Raw genomic sequence first — 18,038 nt, 5'->3', positions numbered from 1 at the left:
TGCTACAGGTCCACGGCAAACTCGGTGCGGACGAAGAGGCGGTTGGTGTCGCGGTCCCACTGCTGGAGGTCGGCGAAGACGTTGAGCGCGATGTCGCGGACCGGCTCCCACGTCAGGCCGACCGTCAGGCCGGGGCCTGCGAAGCGGTCGCCCGCGAGGAAGATTTTGGAGAAGTCGTCGAACGGTGGCTGGCGCCCGTCGGCGATGTCGCCCCCGACGTTGCGGGTGACCTCGCCGGTCTCGGGGTCCACGATGTTCTCGCCGCGCCGGGCGTAGCGCGCCCGGACCTCGCCGCGCGTCCGGTAGGGTCCCCACGCCCGCAGCCCGACCTCGACCTGGTCCGCGTTCGGGCCGAGCGGGTGCCCGAGGCCGAAGCCGTTGTGCTGGTAGGCATTGTAGAACGACCCGTCGAGCAGGAAGCGGTGGGTGTAGACGAACGGCTCGACGCGGGTGTACTCGACCCACCCGAGCGCCGGCCCGAGCGTGCCGCCGAGCCCCGCCTGCACCGCCCACTTGTTGTTGAACGAGTTCTGGCCCAGCAGTCCGAAGTCGAGGTCGTCGGCGAGGAAAGTGCCGTAGACCTCGACGCCGTCGAGGGGCCGGAAGACGGCTTCGAGCGCGAAGAGGGAGTTGTCGCGGTCCCAGAGCGCGTGCTCGGCAGGCTTGATCGGGTTGATCGGGTTGAGGTAGGCCAGCTCCGGCCCGCGCTGGCCGTAGACCACCATTTCGGTGAACGCAAGCTGGAGCCGCCGCCACGGGTTGAGCGTGAGGCGGTGGAGGGCGAGGTAGCGCTCCGGCCCGAGGAGGACGCCGCTGCCCTCGTCACCCGGAACGACAAACGACTGGTCGCCGAGCGCGCCGTGGACAAACTGGTACTGCACGACCCGCGTGTCGAGGCCGAGACGGACGAAGGAGAAGTAGTCCGCGTTCTCGGTCATCAGCAGCCCGTCGCCGAACGAGGAGCCCAGGAGCAGGCGGGCGTGGGCGATCTCGGCCGAGAACGTGCGGCTCGCGGCGCGCAGCGAGGTCGTCGCCTGGTCGAAGTTGCCGGGCGGGACGTCGGCGCGCCCGATGTAGTAGAGCGGGGCCAGCCCCGGGTCGGCCTGGAGCACGCGGGTGTCGCCCGTGACCTGTGCCCCGTTGAAGGTGCCGACGTAGAACCCGACGATGCCGCGGTAGTTGCCCTGGAGCACGCCCTCCGGGACGAGGGAGACGCCCTGGTAGGCTTCGGCTTCGTCGGAGGCGCGCGCCTGGAACCGCCCGATGGCGTCGAGGGCGAGCCGCCAGTCGTCGCTGCGGTAGTAGTAGAGGAACTTCTCCGTCTCGGCCTCGAGCGGGATGCGGACGCCGCCCCCACCGAAGACGGTGGAGACGGCCTCGGAGGGCTCGAAGAGCTCGCGGTGGTAGCGAGCGAGCCAGTCCGCCGACGCGCCGTCGAGCCGGGTCCCGTCGCCGGTGCGCGTGCTGAGGCTGTCGAGTAGGCGGCCGAGATGCCCGCGACCGAGGGGCCGCGCCTCGTGGCGGTACTCCGGCAGGAGGCCGCGCACCCGCTGCTGGTGCAGGAAGTCGTAGATCGCGTGCTCGGCGGGCACGATTTCCGGCTGCGCCTGCGCCGAGGCGGACAGCAGCAGAGCAGCCCCAAGCGCGGCGAGCAGGCGGGGCAGGGGGCGGAGAACAGAGCGCAACGGTACGGGCGGTGAGGGACGAGGCAAGGTTTCTAAAGCTAGGCTCTGTCCGGCGTGGGCGCAATGGCATGCTGCGCGACCTGGGCCTGATCGTTTGCAACGCAGCAGCGGTGACATCCGTGTGCCAAACCCAGGGCATCGTAGCGTGCCCCCCTTGCATGATTGGTGCGCAGTCGATTACCTTCTTGTTATTCCGCTGTGATATTTCACCAGCCCGGTAAGCCCTATTCGCTAGCTTGCTACACGCGTAACCGACCTCTTCCACGCCTGTGGCTCGTAAAGCCGAACTGGCCGCGCTGCTCCTCAGCGACGCCGCCGCTCTCCTGCTTGCCTACCTGTCGTTTCAGGCCGCCCGCGCCTCGGGCTGGCTCGGTGCCTCGGCCGATCCCGCCGTCCTCGAACTGCCCTCGGCAGGGCTGCTGTGCGCCTTCTGGCTGGTGCTGTTCCTCTTCGCGGGCCTCTACCGCGAGCGCCGCGCCGCCAGCCGCTTCGACGAGTTCGTGACGCTCCTCAAGGTGGTCACCGTCGGCACCCTCCTGCTGTTCTTCCTCCTCTTCATCGAGCGCCTCGACGGCGCGGCGCGGGCGGAAACGGCGACCTACTGGGCGTGCGTGCTGGGCTTTGCCGGACTCGGGCGGTTCGTGGTGCGCAGCGTGCAGAAGGCACGCATCCTGCGCGGGCACGGGCTCCACAAGGCCGTCATCGTCGGCTGGAGCGAGCAGGTGGAGCAGCTCTACGAAGAGGTGGCCCGCTACCCGGCGGCCGGGCTCGAGATCGTGGGGGCCGTCCGGCTCCAGCCGGACCCGGTGGCCGAGCTCGCGCTCGCGGGCGCAGCCGACGCGTACCTCCACGGCGGCGACGGACCGGTCGGTGCCTCCGGCGACGGCGCGTCTGTGTCGGCCGGCCAGGGCGACTCGGCCCCGGCCTTCAACAGCAACGGCCTCTCGACGGCCGTCCACTCGATCTCGGCGCTCCCCGACCTCATCGACCGCCTCGGGGTGCAGGACGTGCTGATCGCCCTCGGGCCGGACGACCACGTCTACCTCGACGAGGTGCTCCGCGTCTGCGACGGGCGCTCGGTAGCGCTCAAGCTGGTGCCAGACTTCTACACCGTCATCGGGGGAATGGCCCGGACCGAGCACATGTACGGCCTCCCGCTGATCGAAGTCCTGCCGGAGCCGATCCCGGCGTGGGAGAAGAGCACCAAGCGCATCCTCGACGTCGGGGTGAGCGCAGCGGTGCTGCTGGCCGGGCTGCCGCTGTGGCTGGCCGTCGCGGCGCTCGTCAAGCTCACCTCGCCTGGCCCTGCCATCTACCGGCAGACACGCACGGGACGCCACGGGCGCCCCTTCACGATGTACAAGTTCCGCACGATGGAGGACAATGCCGAGCGCCACACCGGCCCCGTCTGGGCGCAGAAGGGCGACCCCCGCTACACGTCTATCGGCGAGCGGCTCCGCGCGCTCCGGCTCGACGAGGTGCCGCAGTTCTGGAACGTGCTCAAAGGGGAGATGAGCCTCGTCGGCCCGCGTCCCGAGCGGCCCTACTTCGTCGAGAAGCTGGCGCGCGAAATCCCGCTCTACAGCCGCCGCCACCGCATCCAGCCCGGCGTCACCGGGCTCGCCCAGGTTAAGTGGCGCTACGACCAGGACCTCGACGACGTGCGCCAGAAGCTCAAGTACGACCTGTTCTACATCGAGAACATGAGCCTGCGGATGGACTTCCAGATCCTCCTCCAGACCGTCCGCACGACGCTCACCCAGCAAGGCCACTAGGGAATGACGAGGTGCGAACGACGAGCGTCGAAGGGCCGCTCGCAGCCCCCATCCGACGTTCGTCACTCGGCATTCGTCGTCCGACATGATTGATACCCCGCAGCAGCTTGCCGACCTCATCGCCCGGGCCCGCGCCGCCGACCGCGTGGCGCTCGACACGGAGTTCGTCTGGGAGCGGACCTACTACCCGCGCCTTGGCCTCGTCCAACTCGGCCTCAGCCGCGACGAGACGTTCCTGATCGACGCCGCCGCGCTCGACCTCCGCCCGATCGGTGCGCTGCTGGCCGACGCCTCCGTCGTCAAGATTCTCCACGACGCACAGCAGGACCTCACGATCCTGCACCGAGCCGCGGGCAGCGACGACGGCTTCGCCCCGAAGAACGTCTTCGACAGCCGCGTCGCCGCCGGCTTCGTCGGGCTGACGGCGACGACCTCGCTCCAGGCCCTCATCGAAGAGACCGTCGGCGTGCACCTGCCGAAAGGGGAGTCCCGGTCCGACTGGCTCCGGCGGCCGCTGAGCAGCGCGCAGATGGAGTACGCCCGCGACGACGTGCGCTACCTCCCGGACGCCTACGACGCGCTGTGGGATCACATCCGCGAGCGCGACCGCACGGCCTGGGTCGAGGAGGAGATGCAACTTTACGACGACCCAGCACTCTACGCCGAGGAGGATCCCTGGGCGCACTACCACCGGATCAAGGGGCGCGGCAAGCGGGGCTTCTCCGGGCGCGACTACGCCGTGCTGCGCGAACTCGGGGCGTGGCGCGAGCAGGAAGCCCGGTACCGCGACCGACCGCGCCGCCACATCGTCCCGGACGAGGTGCTGGTCACGCTCGCGCAGCGCAAGCCGACCGACCCCGGGGCGCTGCGCAGCGTGCGCGGCCTGAGCGACAACGCGCGCCGGAGCTACGGCGACGCCCTCGTCGAGACCGTCGAGCGAGGCCTCGCCGTGCCGAAAGGCGACCGGCCGCGCCCCCCGCAAGGCCGCCGCTCGGACGACGCCGAGCAGGCCCGGCTCGACCTCGCGCTCGCGCTCGTCAAGGGGCAGAGCCTCGGGCACGACGTGGACCCCGCGCTCGTCGCCAACCGCGCGAGCGTGGAGCGGCTCGTCGCTGCTGGAGCCGAGGCCAAGCCCGACGAGCACGCGCTCCTGCAGGGCTGGCGGCGCACGCTCGCCGGCGAGGCACTCCTGGACCTGCTGCGCGGCGAGAGCGCGGTCGGGGTCAACCCGGAGACGGCGCTGCCCCGCGTGCTGCCGGGCCGGTGACGCTGGGCGACCGAATCCAGGCCGTCGCGGCCAGCGCCGCACGCTGGCGCGACCCCGAGCACCCGGCACGCACATCGGCCGCTGAGGCGACCCTCGCTGCGCCGAACCGGTTCACCGAGGAGAGCCTGGCCTTCGCGCTCAACCACCGGGCGCACCAGGCGACGGAGCAGGCATTGCGGACGTGGACCGGGGACCGGGCGGCCGAGCGGACGGTGAAGGTCGGCGTGGTTTGTGAGGAAAGCGGTCCGCTTGCGGGGTGGGAGGCCGTGCTCGGCGCGTTTCTACTTGGGCATGCCGTATTGGTCGCGCCGCCGGGAGCGTCGCCTGCGCTGCTGCCTGCGTTCTGGTCGGAGGTACAGGGGGCAGCGGACAGGGTGCGCGTCGGCACTGACACTTCAGACCAGGAAGCTGTTATTGCAGAAGGAAAAAACGAGGCAACCGTGGCCGTGATCGGCGGTCAGGAAGACAGCGAGGCGCTGAGCGGGCTGGCCGAAGACCTGCTCCTGCACGAAGGCGCCGCGCCGGGCACGCCCTCGGTCGTGTGGGCCCCGGCAGGGCTGGAGCCCGACGCGCTGCTGAACGCCCTCGCCGGCTTCCGCGATTTCTTCCCGCCGCACCCCGACACCGACGGCACGCTGGCGCTCCCGGCCGCTTTTCTTGCCTCCGCGAAGCGGTCGCACGCTGCCGGACCGGGCTTCCTCGTCAGCAAGGGCGCGCCGGAGCCGCAAGGTGCCGCGCACGTCCGGTGGACCGAATACAAGCACCTCGGCGACGTGACCGTCTGGCTGCGATCCCAGCCGCACCTCTCATTCCTCGTAGCAGCGCCGGACGTGGCAGAGCGACTAGCCACCGACCTGCCGGTGGCCGCACCCGGCGACGTGCACCGGCCGGCCCTCGGCCAACGCAACCCTGACCTGATCGAGTTTCTCGTGGGGCTGTGAGAATCAGGCCGCGAGGTGCTCCGTCAGGATCGCCTCGATGCGCGGGAGCAGAGCGTCCCAGTCGGTCTCCGTCGTCTTGGTGACGGTGACAAAGCCTGGGAGGACGAGCACATTGTGGACGCCGTCCAAAGCGAAAAGGGGGGCACCGAGCGCGTCGCCCTCCGCCTCGGCGGCACTGGCGAAGGCTCCCATGCCCTCCTCGATGAAGGCGCGGTCGGAAGCGGTGAACTTGAGGCTGTTGGGGTTGGGCGTCGGCTGGACTGTGAACGGAGGCATCGGGCAGGTAGTGGGTGAGCGCGAAAACTACCCCGGCGAGGGGCATCAAACATATCTTCCCGGTGCTGAGTACCTTCTGCTCCACCTCTTCTTCTCGCCCTCCCGCCGCTCGTGTCCGATCCCCGTCCGGTCTCCGCGCCTCCTCGTTCCTCGTCTCCTCCACTCGCTCCAGCTCCGCCGCCAGATGCCCTGCCGGCGGTGCTACCGCCACCCGCTGGCGAAGCGCGTCAGCTTCCGGCGCACCGAGGCAAGGCCGGGCGCATGGCGGACCACGCGCGCGGGCTGGCCGACGACATAAAGGAGTGGGCCGAACTACGGATCGCGCTCGTCCAGCAGGAGGTCAAGGACAAGCTGGAGGAGAAGGGAACGTACGGCGGTATCATTGCCGTTTTTGCGGCGCTGGGCGGGCTTTTCCTGCTTATCGCGCTTGGCTTTGGAGCGAGTGCCGTGGTTGGCATCTGGATCGAGAACCAACTCGTCGCGCTCCTCCTGGGCTTCCTCGTTGTTGCGCTGCTGCTTCTCCTCGTCGCCTTCGTGGCGTACAAAAAATCACCGTTCAACACATAAAGGTCCATGGCTGAGACGCGCAGCACACAAGAATTGCGGGCGGTGCTGGAGGCGAAGGAGGCTTCCATCAAGCACCACATCGCCGGTCTGGAGAGCGAGCTGACGTTCAACGATGTTATGGTGGGTGGGCGTCCGCTGACCGACTATGTCCGCGAGCAGCCGCTGCTTGCCGTCGGTGTGGCGGCCGGGGTCGGGCTCGCGGCCGGGCTGATCGGCGGCCTCCTCGCCCGGTCCGCGCCGGAGGGGCCGAGCGAGCACGACCTCTGGATGGGGGCCTACCTCCGCGACCTCGTGGACGACGCAGGCATGCGGGTCGCCGAGGGCGAGGCCGCAAACGCAGCGCTCGGCAAGGCGCTCCGGCGGCGCGCCCCCGTGGTCGTGGTGGAGCCGGAGCCCACGCCGGTCAGGACCAAGACGGCGTCGTCGCTGAACGTCCTCATGAACACGGCGCTCGGCTTCGGCGCTAAATTTGTGCTGGACCAGATGGCGCGGCAGTTGACCGGCGACGACGGCATCGTGAATGCCCTGCAGGACATGCCGGACGCGCCGCCCACCACCTAGACCAACGCCACGCCCTCACACTCATGCCCGTCGCCGTCGTCGCCTTCCTGGCCATTCTGTTTATCGCGGGTATCGTGCTGATGTGGGAGGCGAGGACAGGGCGGTTTACGGCGGCGTCACACCAACAGGAGGCGTGGCGGGCCGTGCTTTTCTTCCTTGCGACCGTCGCCGGAAGCGCTTTGCTGATCCGCTCGATGGGAGGGACGGTCCTGCTGGCGCTCGTGTTTATCCCGGTGACGGTCCTGAGCCTGATCCGCTTCGTCGCCCTCGCCCGGCGGCGCTTCGCCGGGGCGGCGTCGTTCTTCGCGCTGGCCCTCGTGCTGTGGGCCGGGCTGTGGCTTGGACTCTACGCCGTGCCCTACCCGCTGGACGAGGGCTTCTTCATGGAGCACATCTTCCACCTCGACAGCGGCCCCGGCAGCCGCAGCATCGACCCCGCCGCCGGACGCCCGGTGCGTGTCTGAGCTTGCCATCATGCTCGACCGCGAGAAAGCTGAGGCTACGGTACGCTACATCGTGAGCTTTCTCGCTTCCAGCGACTACGACGCGCTTGCGCTGTTTTCGGTAGGAGATGGCCTCTCCGCCGACGAACTCCGTCATGCAATAAAGAGCTACGGCTCCAAGGTCGTGGCAGAGCCATTCGACGCAAGCAAACCTGAGCCTCTCGATGATGGCAGTGGGTGGTGGACGGACGTAGATCTCTATGCAGTAGAGGGAGGTTTATCAGATCTCACGCTTAGCTTGACGATCTTCGATACTGAAAAGCCTTTGTACGATGTGCGGATCGATGACCTGCATGTGCTCTAGCTACCGAGCTATACCCGAGGTTGTGATTCAGAGTACTTCTTGTAGATAGCATCACAGGCGCTCCGTATCTTCCGGCCCGCCAGCGTAGTGCGGCGGTTCATCTACGTTCCCGATACGCATGCGTCTCATTCTCTTCGGCCCGCCGGGAGCGGGCAAGGGCACCCAGGCCCGCCACCTCGTCGAGCGCTTCGCGCTGAAGCAGATCTCCACCGGCGATCTCCTCCGCGCCGCTCGCCGCGACAAAACACCGGTCGGTCTCGAAGCAGAAAGCTACCTCGACCGGGGCGAGCTCGTCCCGGACTCGGTCGTGAACAAAACGGTCGAGGGCGCGCTCGACGCGCTCGGGCTCGACGGGTTCATCCTCGACGGCTTCCCGCGCACAACGGAGCAGGCGCGCTGGCTCCTCGGCTACCTCGGCGCGCACGACACCCCGCTCGACGCCGTCGTCAGCCTGAAGGTGGCCGCCGAGCCGATCATCAAGCGGCTGGCGGGCCGCCGCACCGACCGCGAGACCGGCGCGATCTACCACCTCGACTTCAACCCGCCGCCGGCCGACCTGCCGGCCGACCGCCTCGTCCACCGCTCCGACGACAAGCCGGACGCGATCCGTACCCGCCTCAGCGTCTACGAGGACGAGACCCTGCCCGTCGCCGCCGTCTTCCGCGACTCGGTCCCGTTCGCCGAGATCGACGGCGTCGGGGAGATCGGCGAGGTCCAGGGCCGGATCATGGACGCGCTCCGCGCCCTCGGCGCGCGCGGCGTCGGGGCTGCCACCTCTTGACCGCCGCCTGCGTGAATCCGCCCGTACTCTACCCCGATACGTCCGATGCCGAGGCGCACCTGCGCCGCTTGACGGAGACCGTCAACCAGGCCCTCGCCACGCTTCCGCTGCCGCAGGAGCCGGCGGTGCTCTACGAGCCGGTGCGCTACGTGCTCGGCGGCGGCGGCAAGCGGCTCCGCCCGGCCCTCGTCCTCCTCGCCGCCGAGACCTTCGGCGCGCCGACCGAGCGGGCCCTCCCTGCGGCGCTCGCGGTCGAGGTGTTCCACAACTTCACGCTCGTCCACGACGACATTATGGACCACGCTGACGAGCGGCGCGGCCGGCCGTCGGTCCACGTCGTCTGGGACGAGAGCACGGCCATCCTCGCGGGCGACCTCCTGATGGGGATGAGCTACGACCTCCTCGCGCAGACCGAGACTGGCCGGCTCGGGGCCATCGTCCGGCGGTTCCACCGGATGGTGATGCGGCTCTGCGAGGGGCAGGCGCTCGACGAGCAGTTCGAGACCGACGACGCGGTGACGGTCGAGCGCTACCTCGGCATGATCGACGGCAAGACGGGTGCGCTCGTCGAACTGTCGCTCGTGCTCGGGGGCCTCGTCGGCGAGGCTGAGGACGCCGCACTCGTTGCCCTAGCCGAGGTCGGGCGAAGCTGGGGCCGGGCCTTCCAGATTCAGGACGACCTCCTCGACCTCACCGCCGCCGACGCCCGGTGGGGCAAAACCGTGGGCGGCGACCTCCTCGAAGGCAAGAAGACGTTCCTCCTGCTCCGGGCCCTGGAGCGCGCCGAAGGCGACGAGCACGCCTGGTTCCAGCGCATCGTCACCAACGGTGGCCTGCCGGCCGGCGAGATCGACGAGGCACGCCGCCGGATGCACGCTCTCGGGGTCCTCGACGAGGCGCGGGCGACGGTGCTGCGGCACTACGAGGAGGGTGAGCAGGCCCTCGGCGCGCTCCCCGCTGGGCCGGGGCGCGAGGGGCTGCGCTGGATCGCAGGCCGCATGGCCCGCCGCGTGCGCTAGCCATCGCTGCCATGACCGAGCGCCACGCCACCGTCCGCAACAAAGCCGGCATCCACACCCGCCCGGCGTCGATGATCGTGCGGACCGCCGCCAAGTTCGACGCCGAGTTCTACATCCGCACCGACGGCTACGAGATCAACGGCAAGAGCATCATCGGGGTGATGACGCTGGCCGCCGAGCAGGGCGCGACGCTGACGCTGCTGTTCGAGGGCAGCGACGAAGCCGCCGCCGCCGAGGCGATGACCGAACTCTTCGAGTCCGGCTTCGGCGAACCGGTGGAGTGACTCATGGGAGCTATGTCAACTTCGCAGCAGTATAAACCAACGCTTCGTGGACAGGCCGATCTGAACGGCATGACACTGAACGAGCGGCTTTATGTAACAGGGTTGCGCAGCGAGTTTGACCAAGCGCGCAAAAGGCGTGACCGGTTGCGAATCGTTGCATTGCTGGAGCAAGTCGAAGTTCATGGGGCCGATGCACAGTGGACGGCAAACGAGATACTGAAGCCGTGGTGGAAAGCAGTGTTCGATTTGCTTCGAGGGCGCTACAGTCATCACTGATTCGAGTCAACCTGAGACCTGTCTAGCACGACTACCCACGAGGCGAGACGCTCCCCTTTCGTTTACCCATTGAAAACTCCTTTTGGTCATTCCCGCGCAGGCGGGAATCCAGAGAGCTAGCAGCCCGGTGGGTCCCCGCCTGCGCGGGGACGACTGATTTTGTTTTGTCAGAAGCTCTGAAATAGTCTCATGCCCCGTAACCTCCCCGACGCATCGACCGAAGTCGCCGCCGCCGAGCGCGTGGTCGAAGGCATCGGCGTGGCACCGGGGATCGTGGTCGGGCCGGCGCTGGCGTTTGTCGGCGAGACGTTCCGGGCGAGCGAGGAGCGCGTCGAGGGTGACGAGACCGCCGCGGAGTTGCGCCGGTTCAAGAAAGCTGTGGCGCGGGCGGAGGCGGAACTCGGTAAGATCGCCGGCTTCGCCCGCGACAAGCTCGGCGAGTCGAGCGCTGACATCTTCCACGCCCAGACGATGATCCTGAGCGACACGGCCTTCCACGCCGACGTCGAGGCGCTGATCTGCGGCGAGGCGTACAGCGCCGCCTTCGCCGTGCAGACCGTCCTCGGGCGTGCCCGCAAGCGGATGGAGGCCAGCCCGAGTGAGTACCTCCGCGACCGCGCAGGCGACTGGGTGGACGTGCAGAACCGGCTCCTTCGCACGCTCCAGCAGGCGAAGGGCTTCTCGAAGATCGAGACCGGCCGCGTCGTCGTCGCGGAGAACCTGACCGCGGCCGACCTGCTCCTCTTTAGCCGCCGCGATGTGCTGGGCTGCGCCATCGACTTCGGCGGGGCGACGAGCCACGTCTCGATCATGGCCCGGGCGCTCGGCATCCCGGCCGTCGTCAGCCTGCATGGGTTCGCCGGCCAGGTCGCAGGCGGCGAGACCGTCGTCCTCGACGGATTCTCGGGGCGCGTCGTGCTCAACCCGTCGGACGAGACGCTGGCGGCCTACCGCGAGCGGCAAGCGCGCTACGAGCGCGGCCTCGACGCCCGGCAGGAACTGGTCCCGCTCCCGGCCGAGACCAAAGACGGGCACCGCATCGCGCTCCGGGCCAACGTCGAGCTGGAACAGGAATTTCCGCTTCTGAAGAAGTACGGGGCCGAGGGCATCGGACTGTTCCGCACCGAGATGCTGCTTCTCGCCCAGGGCCATCCCATCGACGAGGAGGAGCAGACGGCGATCTACCGCGAGGCCGTCCGCGCCGCCCGCCCGCACCCGACCACGTTCCGGCTCCTCGACCTCGGCGGCGACAAGCTCCTCCCGATGGCGCACCGCGAGCACAACCCGTCGCTGGGCTGGCGCGGTATCCGCATCCTCCTCGACAAGCCCGACCTCCTCCGGCCCCAGCTCCGGGCGATCCTCCGCGCCGCGACCGGTGGCCCGGCGCGCATCCTGCTTCCGATGGTCTCGACCGTCGGCGAGGTCCGCCGCACCCGCGCGCACATCGACGAGGCGGCCGCCTCGCTGCAGGCCGAGGGCCTGGAGCACGAGGCGGACCTGGACGTCGGCATCATGGTCGAGGTCCCGTCCGTCGTGCTGCTCCTGGAGCGGTTTGCGCCGGAGGTAGATTTCCTCTCGATTGGCTCGAACGACCTGACGCAGTTCACGCTCGCCGTGGACCGCGGCAACGACCTCATCGCGGACCGCTACCACGAACTGCACCCGGCCGTGCTCCGGCTGATCGCGCAGACGGCGGAGATTGCCGAGCGCCACGGGCTCCCCGTCAGCCTGTGCGGCGAGATGGCGAGCAACCCGCGCGCCGCGCCGCTCCTGGTCGGCCTCGGGCTGAGCGAACTCAGCGCCTCGCCTGCGTTCCTGCTCGACGTCAAGCGCGCCGTCCGCTCGTGCTCGAAAGAGAAGATGGCGGCCCTCGCCGCGCAAGCGCTCGAGCAGCCCGACGCGCAGTCGGTCGTCACGCTGATGAACACATGGCTGCGCGAGCACGTACCCGAACTCGCCGTCTTCTTCGACGGGAGCGCTTGACAAACGACCAGCGGCGAATGATCGCTTTCTCTCCTCACCTCCAGCCCTCACCCCAGTTTGATGTCTGACATCCGAGACGCCATCGCCCGGCACGACCCCGACAACATGTTCGACGCCGTGCGCGGCTTCGCCGAGAACTTCCGCGACGGCTTCGCCATCCCCGGCGACTTCGCCCCCGACCGCAGCGCCTCCGACTGGACGCAGAGCGTCGTCGTCGGGATGGGCGGCTCCGCGATTGGGGGCGACTTCGTCCGCACCTTCTGCCGCGAAACGTCGCCCGTGCCGGTCTCGGTCGTGCGCGACTACGCGCTCCCGGCGTCGGTCGGGGAGGGCGCGCTCGTGATCGCCTCCAGCTACTCGGGCGGGACCGAGGAGACGCTCGCGGCCTACGACGAGGCGAAGCGGCGCGGCGCGACCGTCTACGCCGTCACCTCTGGCGGAGCCCTGCAGGAGCGCGCCAAGCGCGACGGCACGCCGCACTTCATCATCCCCGGCGGCATGCAGCCGCGCGCCGCCCTCGGCTACTCGCTCGGGGCGATGCTTAGGCTCGCTCACCAGCTTGGCCTGTGCGAGATCTCGGAAGCCGAGCAGGCCGAGGCGAAGCAGGTCACCGACGCCCGCGCCTCGGCCCTCGCCAACCTCGACGGCAACGAAGCGCTCGAGCTGGCCCGCGTGCTGGCCGAGAAGGTCCCGCTCGTCTACACTGGGCCTGGGCTGATGGAGGCCGTCGGCGTGCGCTGGATGACGCAGATCCAGGAGAACGCCAAACAGCTCGCCTTCGGCAACATCTTCGCCGAGATGAACCACAACGAGGTGCTGGCCTGGGAGCACGCGCTCCCGGACGTGCGGCAGCTACTCCACGTCGTCGTGCTCCAGGACCCGGCGGACCACCACAAAATCCAGAAGCGGATGGAGGTCACGAAGGGCCTCCTCGCGCCGAAGGCCGCAGGCTGGACCGAGTTTACGCCGCAGGGCGAGGGCAAGCTCGCCCGGCTCCTCTCGACGATCCAGCTCGGCGACTTCATGTCGTTCTACCTCGCCATGCTGATGGGGGTTGACCCAACCCCGATTGAGACCATCGACCACCTCAAGCGCACGCTGGCCGAGGCGTGATGCGGGTGTGAGGACAAGGGCGGTGGTCGTGGCGTAGTTTGGCGCTGCCTTCACGCCACCACGCCGCCTGTGCTTCGTCTCGTCTCTGGCCTGATCCTCAGCCTCGCCCTCAGCGGGTGCGGGAACGCTGAGCCGCGGCCGGCACCCCAGTCACTGGCCAGGACCCAGGCCGACGCGCCGTACCGCTTCGACGCGCCGGACGCGCGGTTCGACCTGCCCGGCCGGCTCGACGAAATCTCCGGCCTGACCGACCTCGGCGGTGGGCGGCTCGGCGCGGTGCAGGACGAGAAGGGCAACCTCTACGTCCTCGACGCCGCCACCGGCGAGGTGGTCCACGAGCACGACTTCGGCGGCGGCGGCGACTACGAAGGCGTCGGGCTCGTCGGCGACCGGGTCGTCGTGCTCCGCAGCGACGGGCGGCTGTTCGTCATCCTCGACTGGCAGACGGAGAAGACCCGCGCCGCGACCCTCGACACCGGCCTCCACGGCTCGTGCGACGCCGAGGGGCTCGCCTTTGACACCGAGGGCGAGCGCCTGCTCGTCGCATGCAAGGAGCGCGCGGGGCGCGGGCTCCGGGGTGCCCGGGCGCTCTACGCCTTCGACCTCAACCGGCAGGCTCTCGTCCCGGAGCCGGCATTCGTCGTCTGGGCCGACTCGCTCGCCGGCATGGAGCGCTCGCTCGACGAGGCGGTGCGCTCGGCTGTGCGTCCGCTGAGCGACATTAACGCCTTCAAGCCCTCGGCGGTCGGGATCCATCCACTCACGGGTGAGGTCTATGTGCTCTCGTCGGTCGCGAAGCGCGTCCTCGTCCTCGCCCGCGGCGGCACGATCGCTGCCGCCTGGCCGCTCCCCTCGCGCCTTCTGCCCCAGCCGGAGGGCCTCGCCTTTCTGCCCGACGGCACCCTCTTCATCGCTAGCGAAGCAGCCGGCGGTGACGCCACGCTCCTTCGGTTCGCCTACCATCCGGTCCCATGATCCGTTCGCTACCCCACCCGGCTGTTCCCGGTGTTCTCGCCCTCGTGTGCGCGCTCACGCTTGCGGCGTGCACCTCGTCACGCTCGTTCGTAGACCGAGCCTTCGATGAGTGGCAGGCTGAGGTACCGCCGGAGCGGTCTGACCTCGCGCACCGCGTCTTCCTGATCGGCGACATCGCGGCGTCGGAGGACCGGGCGGGACTCGGTGTGCTCGAAGCGCAACTGGCCGAGGCCGGGGAGAACAGCACGGTCGTCTTCCTCGGCGACCAGCTCAAGCGCCCGCTGCCGGACTCGCTCGCGTCGAACCGGGCCGAGGCCGAAGCACCGCTCCTCAGCGTCGTGGAGGCTGTCGAGGGGTACGAAGGCCGCGTCGTCGTCGTCCCCGGCGACGGCGAGTGGCGCGACGGTACGCCCGAAGACGCGGCCGACTTCCTGCGGGACCGGCTCGGCGAGAACGTGGTCGTCCCCGAGGAGGGCCTGCCCGGCCCCACCCACGTCAAGCTCGACGACGGCATCCGGCTCCTCGCGCTCGACACCGAGTGGTGGCTTCAGGACGCCGACGACCGCCCGACCGGCGAGGTGGACGACGAGGACATCGAGTCCGAGCTCGACGTGCTGATCGCCCTCACCGAACTCCTTGCCAAGTACGACGACGACCGGATCATCGTCGTCGGCCACCACCCCGTCTTCTCGAACGGCGAGCGCGGCGGGCACTACAGCCTGCGCCAGCACCTTTTCCCGCTGACTGACGTGTGGGAGCCGCTCTACATCCCGCTGCCGGTCGTCGGCTCGGTCTACCCGCTCCTGCGCGGCTACTTCGGCGGGCGCCAAGACTTTTCCGGTTCCGACTACCGCACGTTCCGCGAGGCACTCCCGGCGGCCATCGAGGAGCACGACGGCGTGATCTACGCCGCCGCGCACGAGTATGGCCTCCAGTACACCCCCTTCCGCACCGACGCGCTCGAACTCCAGCACCACATCACGAGCGGCGGCGGGAGCACGCGCGGCTCGTTCGCTGGCGGCTTCGGCGCGGGCTTCGCGCACGCCTCGCAGGGCTTCGCCTCGGTCCAGTTTTACCAGGACGGGACGATGTGGCTCGAGTTCTGGGAGCCGGAGGCTGGCAACCCGCAGGGCCGCCTCGCCTTCCGCACCCAGCTCGAAGAAGCGCTCCGCGAAGACATCGATCCCCAGATGCCGGACCTGGACCCGGCCGAGATGCCGGACTATACCGACAGCACCCGCGTCGTCGTGGCCGACCCGGACCTCGGAGCCGGGGCGTTCCAGGAGTTTTTCCTCGGCGACAACTACCGCGACGTGTGGACGGCCCCGGTGTCGGTGCGCGTGCTCGACCTCGGGCGCGACAAGGGCGGGCTGACCCCGGTCAAGCGCGGCGGCGGCTACCAGACGGTCTCGCTCCGCGTCAAGAACCCCGAGGGCCGCGAGTTCGTGCTCCGCCAGGTCCAGAAGCGCCCCGACCTGCTCCTGCCCTCCGCCCTGCAGGTCGGGGCCGCTGCCGACATCCTGTCTGACCAGACGTCGTCGGCAAACCCCTATGCGGCGCTCGTCGTCCCGCGCCTCGCCGAAGCCGCTGGTATCTACCACACCAACCCCGAGTTCGTCGTCGTTCCCGACGACCCGCGCCTCGGGGTCTACCGCGAGGACTTCGCGGGGACGCTCGCCCTCTTCGAGGAGCGCCCGGCCGACGATGTCTCCGACCAGCCCCACTTCGGCGGGGCGAAGGACGTGGACTCGTCGGTGAAGCTGCTCCGCGAACTGCGCGAGGACAACGACACCCGCGTCGACGCCCGGTTCTTCCTCCGCAGCCGCCTCTTCGACGCGCTCATCGGCGACTGGGACCGGCACGAGGACCAGTGGCGCTGGGCGCAGTTCGAGCCCTTCGAGCTCGACCCGACCCTGACCGGCGACGACCGGAAGCAGGGCAAGGTCTACCGCCCGATCCCACGCGACCGGGACCAGGTCTTCTTCCGCCTCACGGGCCTCTTCCCGCGCATCGCGCAGTACTACGTCCCCGGCCTCCAGGACTTCGACCCCGGCTACGGCAACGTCGGCGGCCTGACCGAGAACGGGCGCGAACTCGACCGCCGCCTGCTCAACGAACTCTCGCGCGAGGACTGGGAGGCCGTCGCCCGTGACCTCCAGGCGCGCATGACGGACGAGGCGTTCGCCGAGGCGCTCCAGGACTGGCCGACCGAAGTCAACGCCCTCCACGGCGAGCGAATCTACCGGAGCCTCCAGACGCGGCGCGCTGCGCTCGCCGAGTTTGCGGGCGATTGGTACGGCCAGTTGACCCGCTTCGTCGATGTCGTCGGGAGCGACAAGCACGAGCGGTTCGTCGTCGAGCGCCGGGGCGAGGAGACCGAGGTGACGGTCTACAAGACCAGCAAGAAGGGCGAGAACCGCAAGGTGATCTACCGCCGCGTCTTCCACGACGACGAGACGCGCGAGGTGCGGCTCTACGGCCTCGGCGGGCGCGACCGGTTCGAGATCAGCGGCGAGGGCGACCTCTACATCCGCGTCATCGGTGGGCCGGGCGAGGACGTGTTCGCCGACCGCGCCCGCGTCGGCAACCAGGTCCACTACTACGACACGCCCGACGGCAACGAGATCGAGCGCGGTGACGCACGCCTCACCCTGTCAGACGACCCCGGCGTCAACCGCTACGACCCCAAAGAGTTCGGCTACTCCAGCCTGGAGGTCTTCCCCCGCTTCGGCTTCAACCCCACCGACGGCCCCGTCGTCGGCTTCGACGCGGCGGTGACGACCTCTGAGTTCCGGCGCAGGCCGTTCGGACACCGCCACCAGCTCGCGGTGAGCGTCGCCACGTTCCGGGGGGCTGTCAGCGCGGACTACCAGAGCCGGTGGACGGAGCGGGTCGGGCCGTTCGACGCTGTCCTCGACGCCGACGGAGCGACGCCGCGCAACGTGCTCAACTTCTACGGCCTCGGCAACGAGACGGTCGAGGACCGCGACTTCGACTTCTACCGGGTGCGCCTCGCGCGCGCCTCGGCGGCAGCCGGACTCGAACTGAACCTCGTGCGCGGCCTCCGCCTCGGCCTCCTGCCCGCCGCCGACCTCACGATCGTGGACCGCGACCCCGACCTGCTCGAACTGAACGGCGTCACCGAGGACGTGTTCGAGGAGGAAGCCTTCGCCGGAGGCGACGCGCGGCTCATCTTCGAGCACGCCGACCGGATGGTGAACCCGCGCCAGGGCTTCCGCTGGGAGAACCGTGCCGGGGTACGCAGCGGCATCCTCAACACCAGCGACACCTTCGGTACGCTGGAGTCGATGCTGACGGCCTACCTCTCACCCTCGCTCCAGCCCCAGGTCACGCTCGCGCTCCGCGTCGGGGCCGAGCACATCGTGGGCGACTTCCCGTTCTACCGCGCCGCCACGCTCGGCGGGACGACCAACCTGCGCGGCTACCGGAGCACGCGCTTCTCGGGCCGCAGCGCGTTCTACCAGAACGCCGAACTCCGCGTTGGGCTGGCCCGGTTCACGACCTACGCCGCGGCGGGCTCGTTCGGCCTCGTCGGGTTCGTCGACAACGGGCGCGTCTGGGCCGACGGCGAACGCTCCTCGGTATGGCACCAGGGCTACGGCGGGGGCCTGTGGATGAACCTGTTCGACATGATCCTCGTCAACGGGACCGTCGGTGTCTCCGAAGAGGCCACGATCTTCAACGTCGGGGTCGGGTTCCTTTACTAA

At 69.3% G+C, this 18,038-nt stretch carries 17 protein-coding genes; 15 read left to right on the top strand and 2 right to left on the bottom strand.

Going from position 1 to position 18,038, the window contains the following annotated elements; all coding sequences use genetic code 11:
- Positions 1-2: 2 nt before the first annotated feature.
- Positions 3-1,685: a hypothetical protein gene (locus AAGI91_10740; protein ID MEM1043092.1), complete on the bottom strand. Its 1,683-nt coding sequence runs from the start codon at positions 1,683-1,685 to the stop codon at positions 3-5.
- 269 nt (positions 1,686-1,954) lie between these two features.
- On the opposite strand from AAGI91_10740, the gene AAGI91_10735 reads away from it, so the two are divergent.
- The 3 genes from AAGI91_10735 (at position 1,955) to AAGI91_10725 (ending at position 5,668) form a co-directional block, all read left to right on the top strand.
- Complete coding sequence (locus tag AAGI91_10735) at positions 1,955-3,460, top strand: sugar transferase (GenBank protein MEM1043091.1); 1,506 nt, start codon at positions 1,955-1,957, stop codon at positions 3,458-3,460.
- 85 nt (positions 3,461-3,545) lie between these two features.
- Entirely contained in the window at positions 3,546-4,727 is a 1,182-nt protein-coding gene (gene rnd, locus AAGI91_10730; GenBank protein ID MEM1043090.1) for a ribonuclease D, read from the top strand.
- Positions 4,724-5,668, top strand: coding sequence for a hypothetical protein (locus tag AAGI91_10725; GenBank protein MEM1043089.1), 945 nt, complete (start codon positions 4,724-4,726; stop codon positions 5,666-5,668). The genes rnd and AAGI91_10725 overlap by 4 nt, the downstream gene beginning before the upstream one ends.
- Positions 5,669-5,671: 3 nt before the next feature.
- Here AAGI91_10725 and AAGI91_10720 read toward each other — a convergent pair whose 3' ends face one another.
- Positions 5,672-5,944, bottom strand: a complete 273-nt coding sequence (locus AAGI91_10720) for a NifU N-terminal domain-containing protein (GenBank protein MEM1043088.1) — start codon at positions 5,942-5,944, stop codon at positions 5,672-5,674.
- A 261-nt stretch (positions 5,945-6,205) separates the two neighbouring features.
- Here AAGI91_10720 and AAGI91_10715 point away from each other — a divergent pair, with 261 nt between their 5' ends.
- From AAGI91_10715 to AAGI91_10660, 12 genes are all read left to right on the top strand, one after another.
- Positions 6,206-6,511: a phage holin family protein gene (locus AAGI91_10715; protein MEM1043087.1), complete on the top strand. Its 306-nt coding sequence runs from the start codon at positions 6,206-6,208 to the stop codon at positions 6,509-6,511.
- 6 nt (positions 6,512-6,517) lie between these two features.
- Positions 6,518-7,072: a DUF883 C-terminal domain-containing protein gene (locus AAGI91_10710; protein ID MEM1043086.1), complete on the top strand. Its 555-nt coding sequence runs from the start codon at positions 6,518-6,520 to the stop codon at positions 7,070-7,072.
- A 23-nt stretch (positions 7,073-7,095) separates the two neighbouring features.
- Positions 7,096-7,536, top strand: coding sequence for a hypothetical protein (locus tag AAGI91_10705; protein ID MEM1043085.1), 441 nt, complete (start codon positions 7,096-7,098; stop codon positions 7,534-7,536).
- Entirely contained in the window at positions 7,529-7,879 is a 351-nt protein-coding gene (locus tag AAGI91_10700; GenBank protein ID MEM1043084.1) for a hypothetical protein, read from the top strand. The genes AAGI91_10705 and AAGI91_10700 overlap by 8 nt, the downstream gene beginning before the upstream one ends.
- 118 nt (positions 7,880-7,997) lie before the next feature.
- Positions 7,998-8,660 carry an adenylate kinase gene (locus tag AAGI91_10695; GenBank protein ID MEM1043083.1) on the top strand — a complete coding sequence of 221 codons (663 nt, stop codon included), beginning with the start codon at positions 7,998-8,000 and terminating at the stop codon, positions 8,658-8,660.
- A gap of 11 nt (positions 8,661-8,671) precedes the next feature.
- The gene (locus AAGI91_10690; protein MEM1043082.1) at positions 8,672-9,679 is read left to right on the top strand and encodes a polyprenyl synthetase family protein; all 1,008 of its coding nucleotides are present in this window, start codon (positions 8,672-8,674) and stop codon (positions 9,677-9,679) included.
- Between the two features lie 11 nt (positions 9,680-9,690).
- Complete coding sequence (locus AAGI91_10685; GenBank protein MEM1043081.1) at positions 9,691-9,963, top strand: HPr family phosphocarrier protein; 273 nt, start codon at positions 9,691-9,693, stop codon at positions 9,961-9,963.
- Between the two features lie 12 nt (positions 9,964-9,975).
- Positions 9,976-10,239: a hypothetical protein gene (locus tag AAGI91_10680; protein ID MEM1043080.1), complete on the top strand. Its 264-nt coding sequence runs from the start codon at positions 9,976-9,978 to the stop codon at positions 10,237-10,239.
- 189 nt (positions 10,240-10,428) lie between these two features.
- Positions 10,429-12,222, top strand: coding sequence for a phosphoenolpyruvate--protein phosphotransferase (gene ptsP, locus AAGI91_10675; protein ID MEM1043079.1), 1,794 nt, complete (start codon positions 10,429-10,431; stop codon positions 12,220-12,222).
- A 60-nt stretch (positions 12,223-12,282) separates the two neighbouring features.
- Positions 12,283-13,335 carry a bifunctional phosphoglucose/phosphomannose isomerase gene (locus tag AAGI91_10670; protein ID MEM1043078.1) on the top strand — a complete coding sequence of 351 codons (1,053 nt, stop codon included), beginning with the start codon at positions 12,283-12,285 and terminating at the stop codon, positions 13,333-13,335.
- A 69-nt stretch (positions 13,336-13,404) separates the two neighbouring features.
- Positions 13,405-14,310, top strand: a complete 906-nt coding sequence (locus tag AAGI91_10665) for an SdiA-regulated domain-containing protein (GenBank protein MEM1043077.1) — start codon at positions 13,405-13,407, stop codon at positions 14,308-14,310.
- Positions 14,307-18,038: a BamA/TamA family outer membrane protein gene (locus AAGI91_10660; GenBank protein ID MEM1043076.1), complete on the top strand. Its 3,732-nt coding sequence runs from the start codon at positions 14,307-14,309 to the stop codon at positions 18,036-18,038. The genes AAGI91_10665 and AAGI91_10660 overlap by 4 nt, the downstream gene beginning before the upstream one ends.

It is taken from the genome of Bacteroidota bacterium, assembly GCA_038746285.1.
In the GTDB taxonomy this organism is placed as follows: domain Bacteria; phylum Bacteroidota; class Rhodothermia; order Rhodothermales; family JANQRZ01; genus JANQRZ01.
The sequence above is the reverse complement of the archived record's forward strand: the minus strand, read 5'-3'. Positions and strand labels throughout refer to the sequence as shown.

Bases quoted from the DNA above. Each gene is read 5' to 3' on its own strand.
- rnd (MEM1043090.1), top strand. From the start codon at position 3,546: ATGATTGATACCCCGCAGCAGCTTGCCGACCTCATCGCCCGGGCCCGC.
- AAGI91_10720 (MEM1043088.1), bottom strand. From the start codon at position 5,944: ATGCCTCCGTTCACAGTCCAGCCGACGCCCAACCCCAACAGCCTCAAG.
- AAGI91_10715 (MEM1043087.1), top strand. From the start codon at position 6,206: ATGGCGGACCACGCGCGCGGGCTGGCCGACGACATAAAGGAGTGGGCC.
- AAGI91_10710 (MEM1043086.1), top strand. From the start codon at position 6,518: ATGGCTGAGACGCGCAGCACACAAGAATTGCGGGCGGTGCTGGAGGCG.
- AAGI91_10705 (MEM1043085.1), top strand. From the start codon at position 7,096: ATGCCCGTCGCCGTCGTCGCCTTCCTGGCCATTCTGTTTATCGCGGGT.
- AAGI91_10695 (MEM1043083.1), top strand. From the start codon at position 7,998: ATGCGTCTCATTCTCTTCGGCCCGCCGGGAGCGGGCAAGGGCACCCAG.
- AAGI91_10685 (MEM1043081.1), top strand. From the start codon at position 9,691: ATGACCGAGCGCCACGCCACCGTCCGCAACAAAGCCGGCATCCACACC.
- AAGI91_10680 (MEM1043080.1), top strand. From the start codon at position 9,976: ATGTCAACTTCGCAGCAGTATAAACCAACGCTTCGTGGACAGGCCGAT.
- ptsP (MEM1043079.1), top strand. From the start codon at position 10,429: ATGCCCCGTAACCTCCCCGACGCATCGACCGAAGTCGCCGCCGCCGAG.
- AAGI91_10670 (MEM1043078.1), top strand. From the start codon at position 12,283: ATGTCTGACATCCGAGACGCCATCGCCCGGCACGACCCCGACAACATG.
- AAGI91_10660 (MEM1043076.1), top strand. From the start codon at position 14,307: ATGATCCGTTCGCTACCCCACCCGGCTGTTCCCGGTGTTCTCGCCCTC.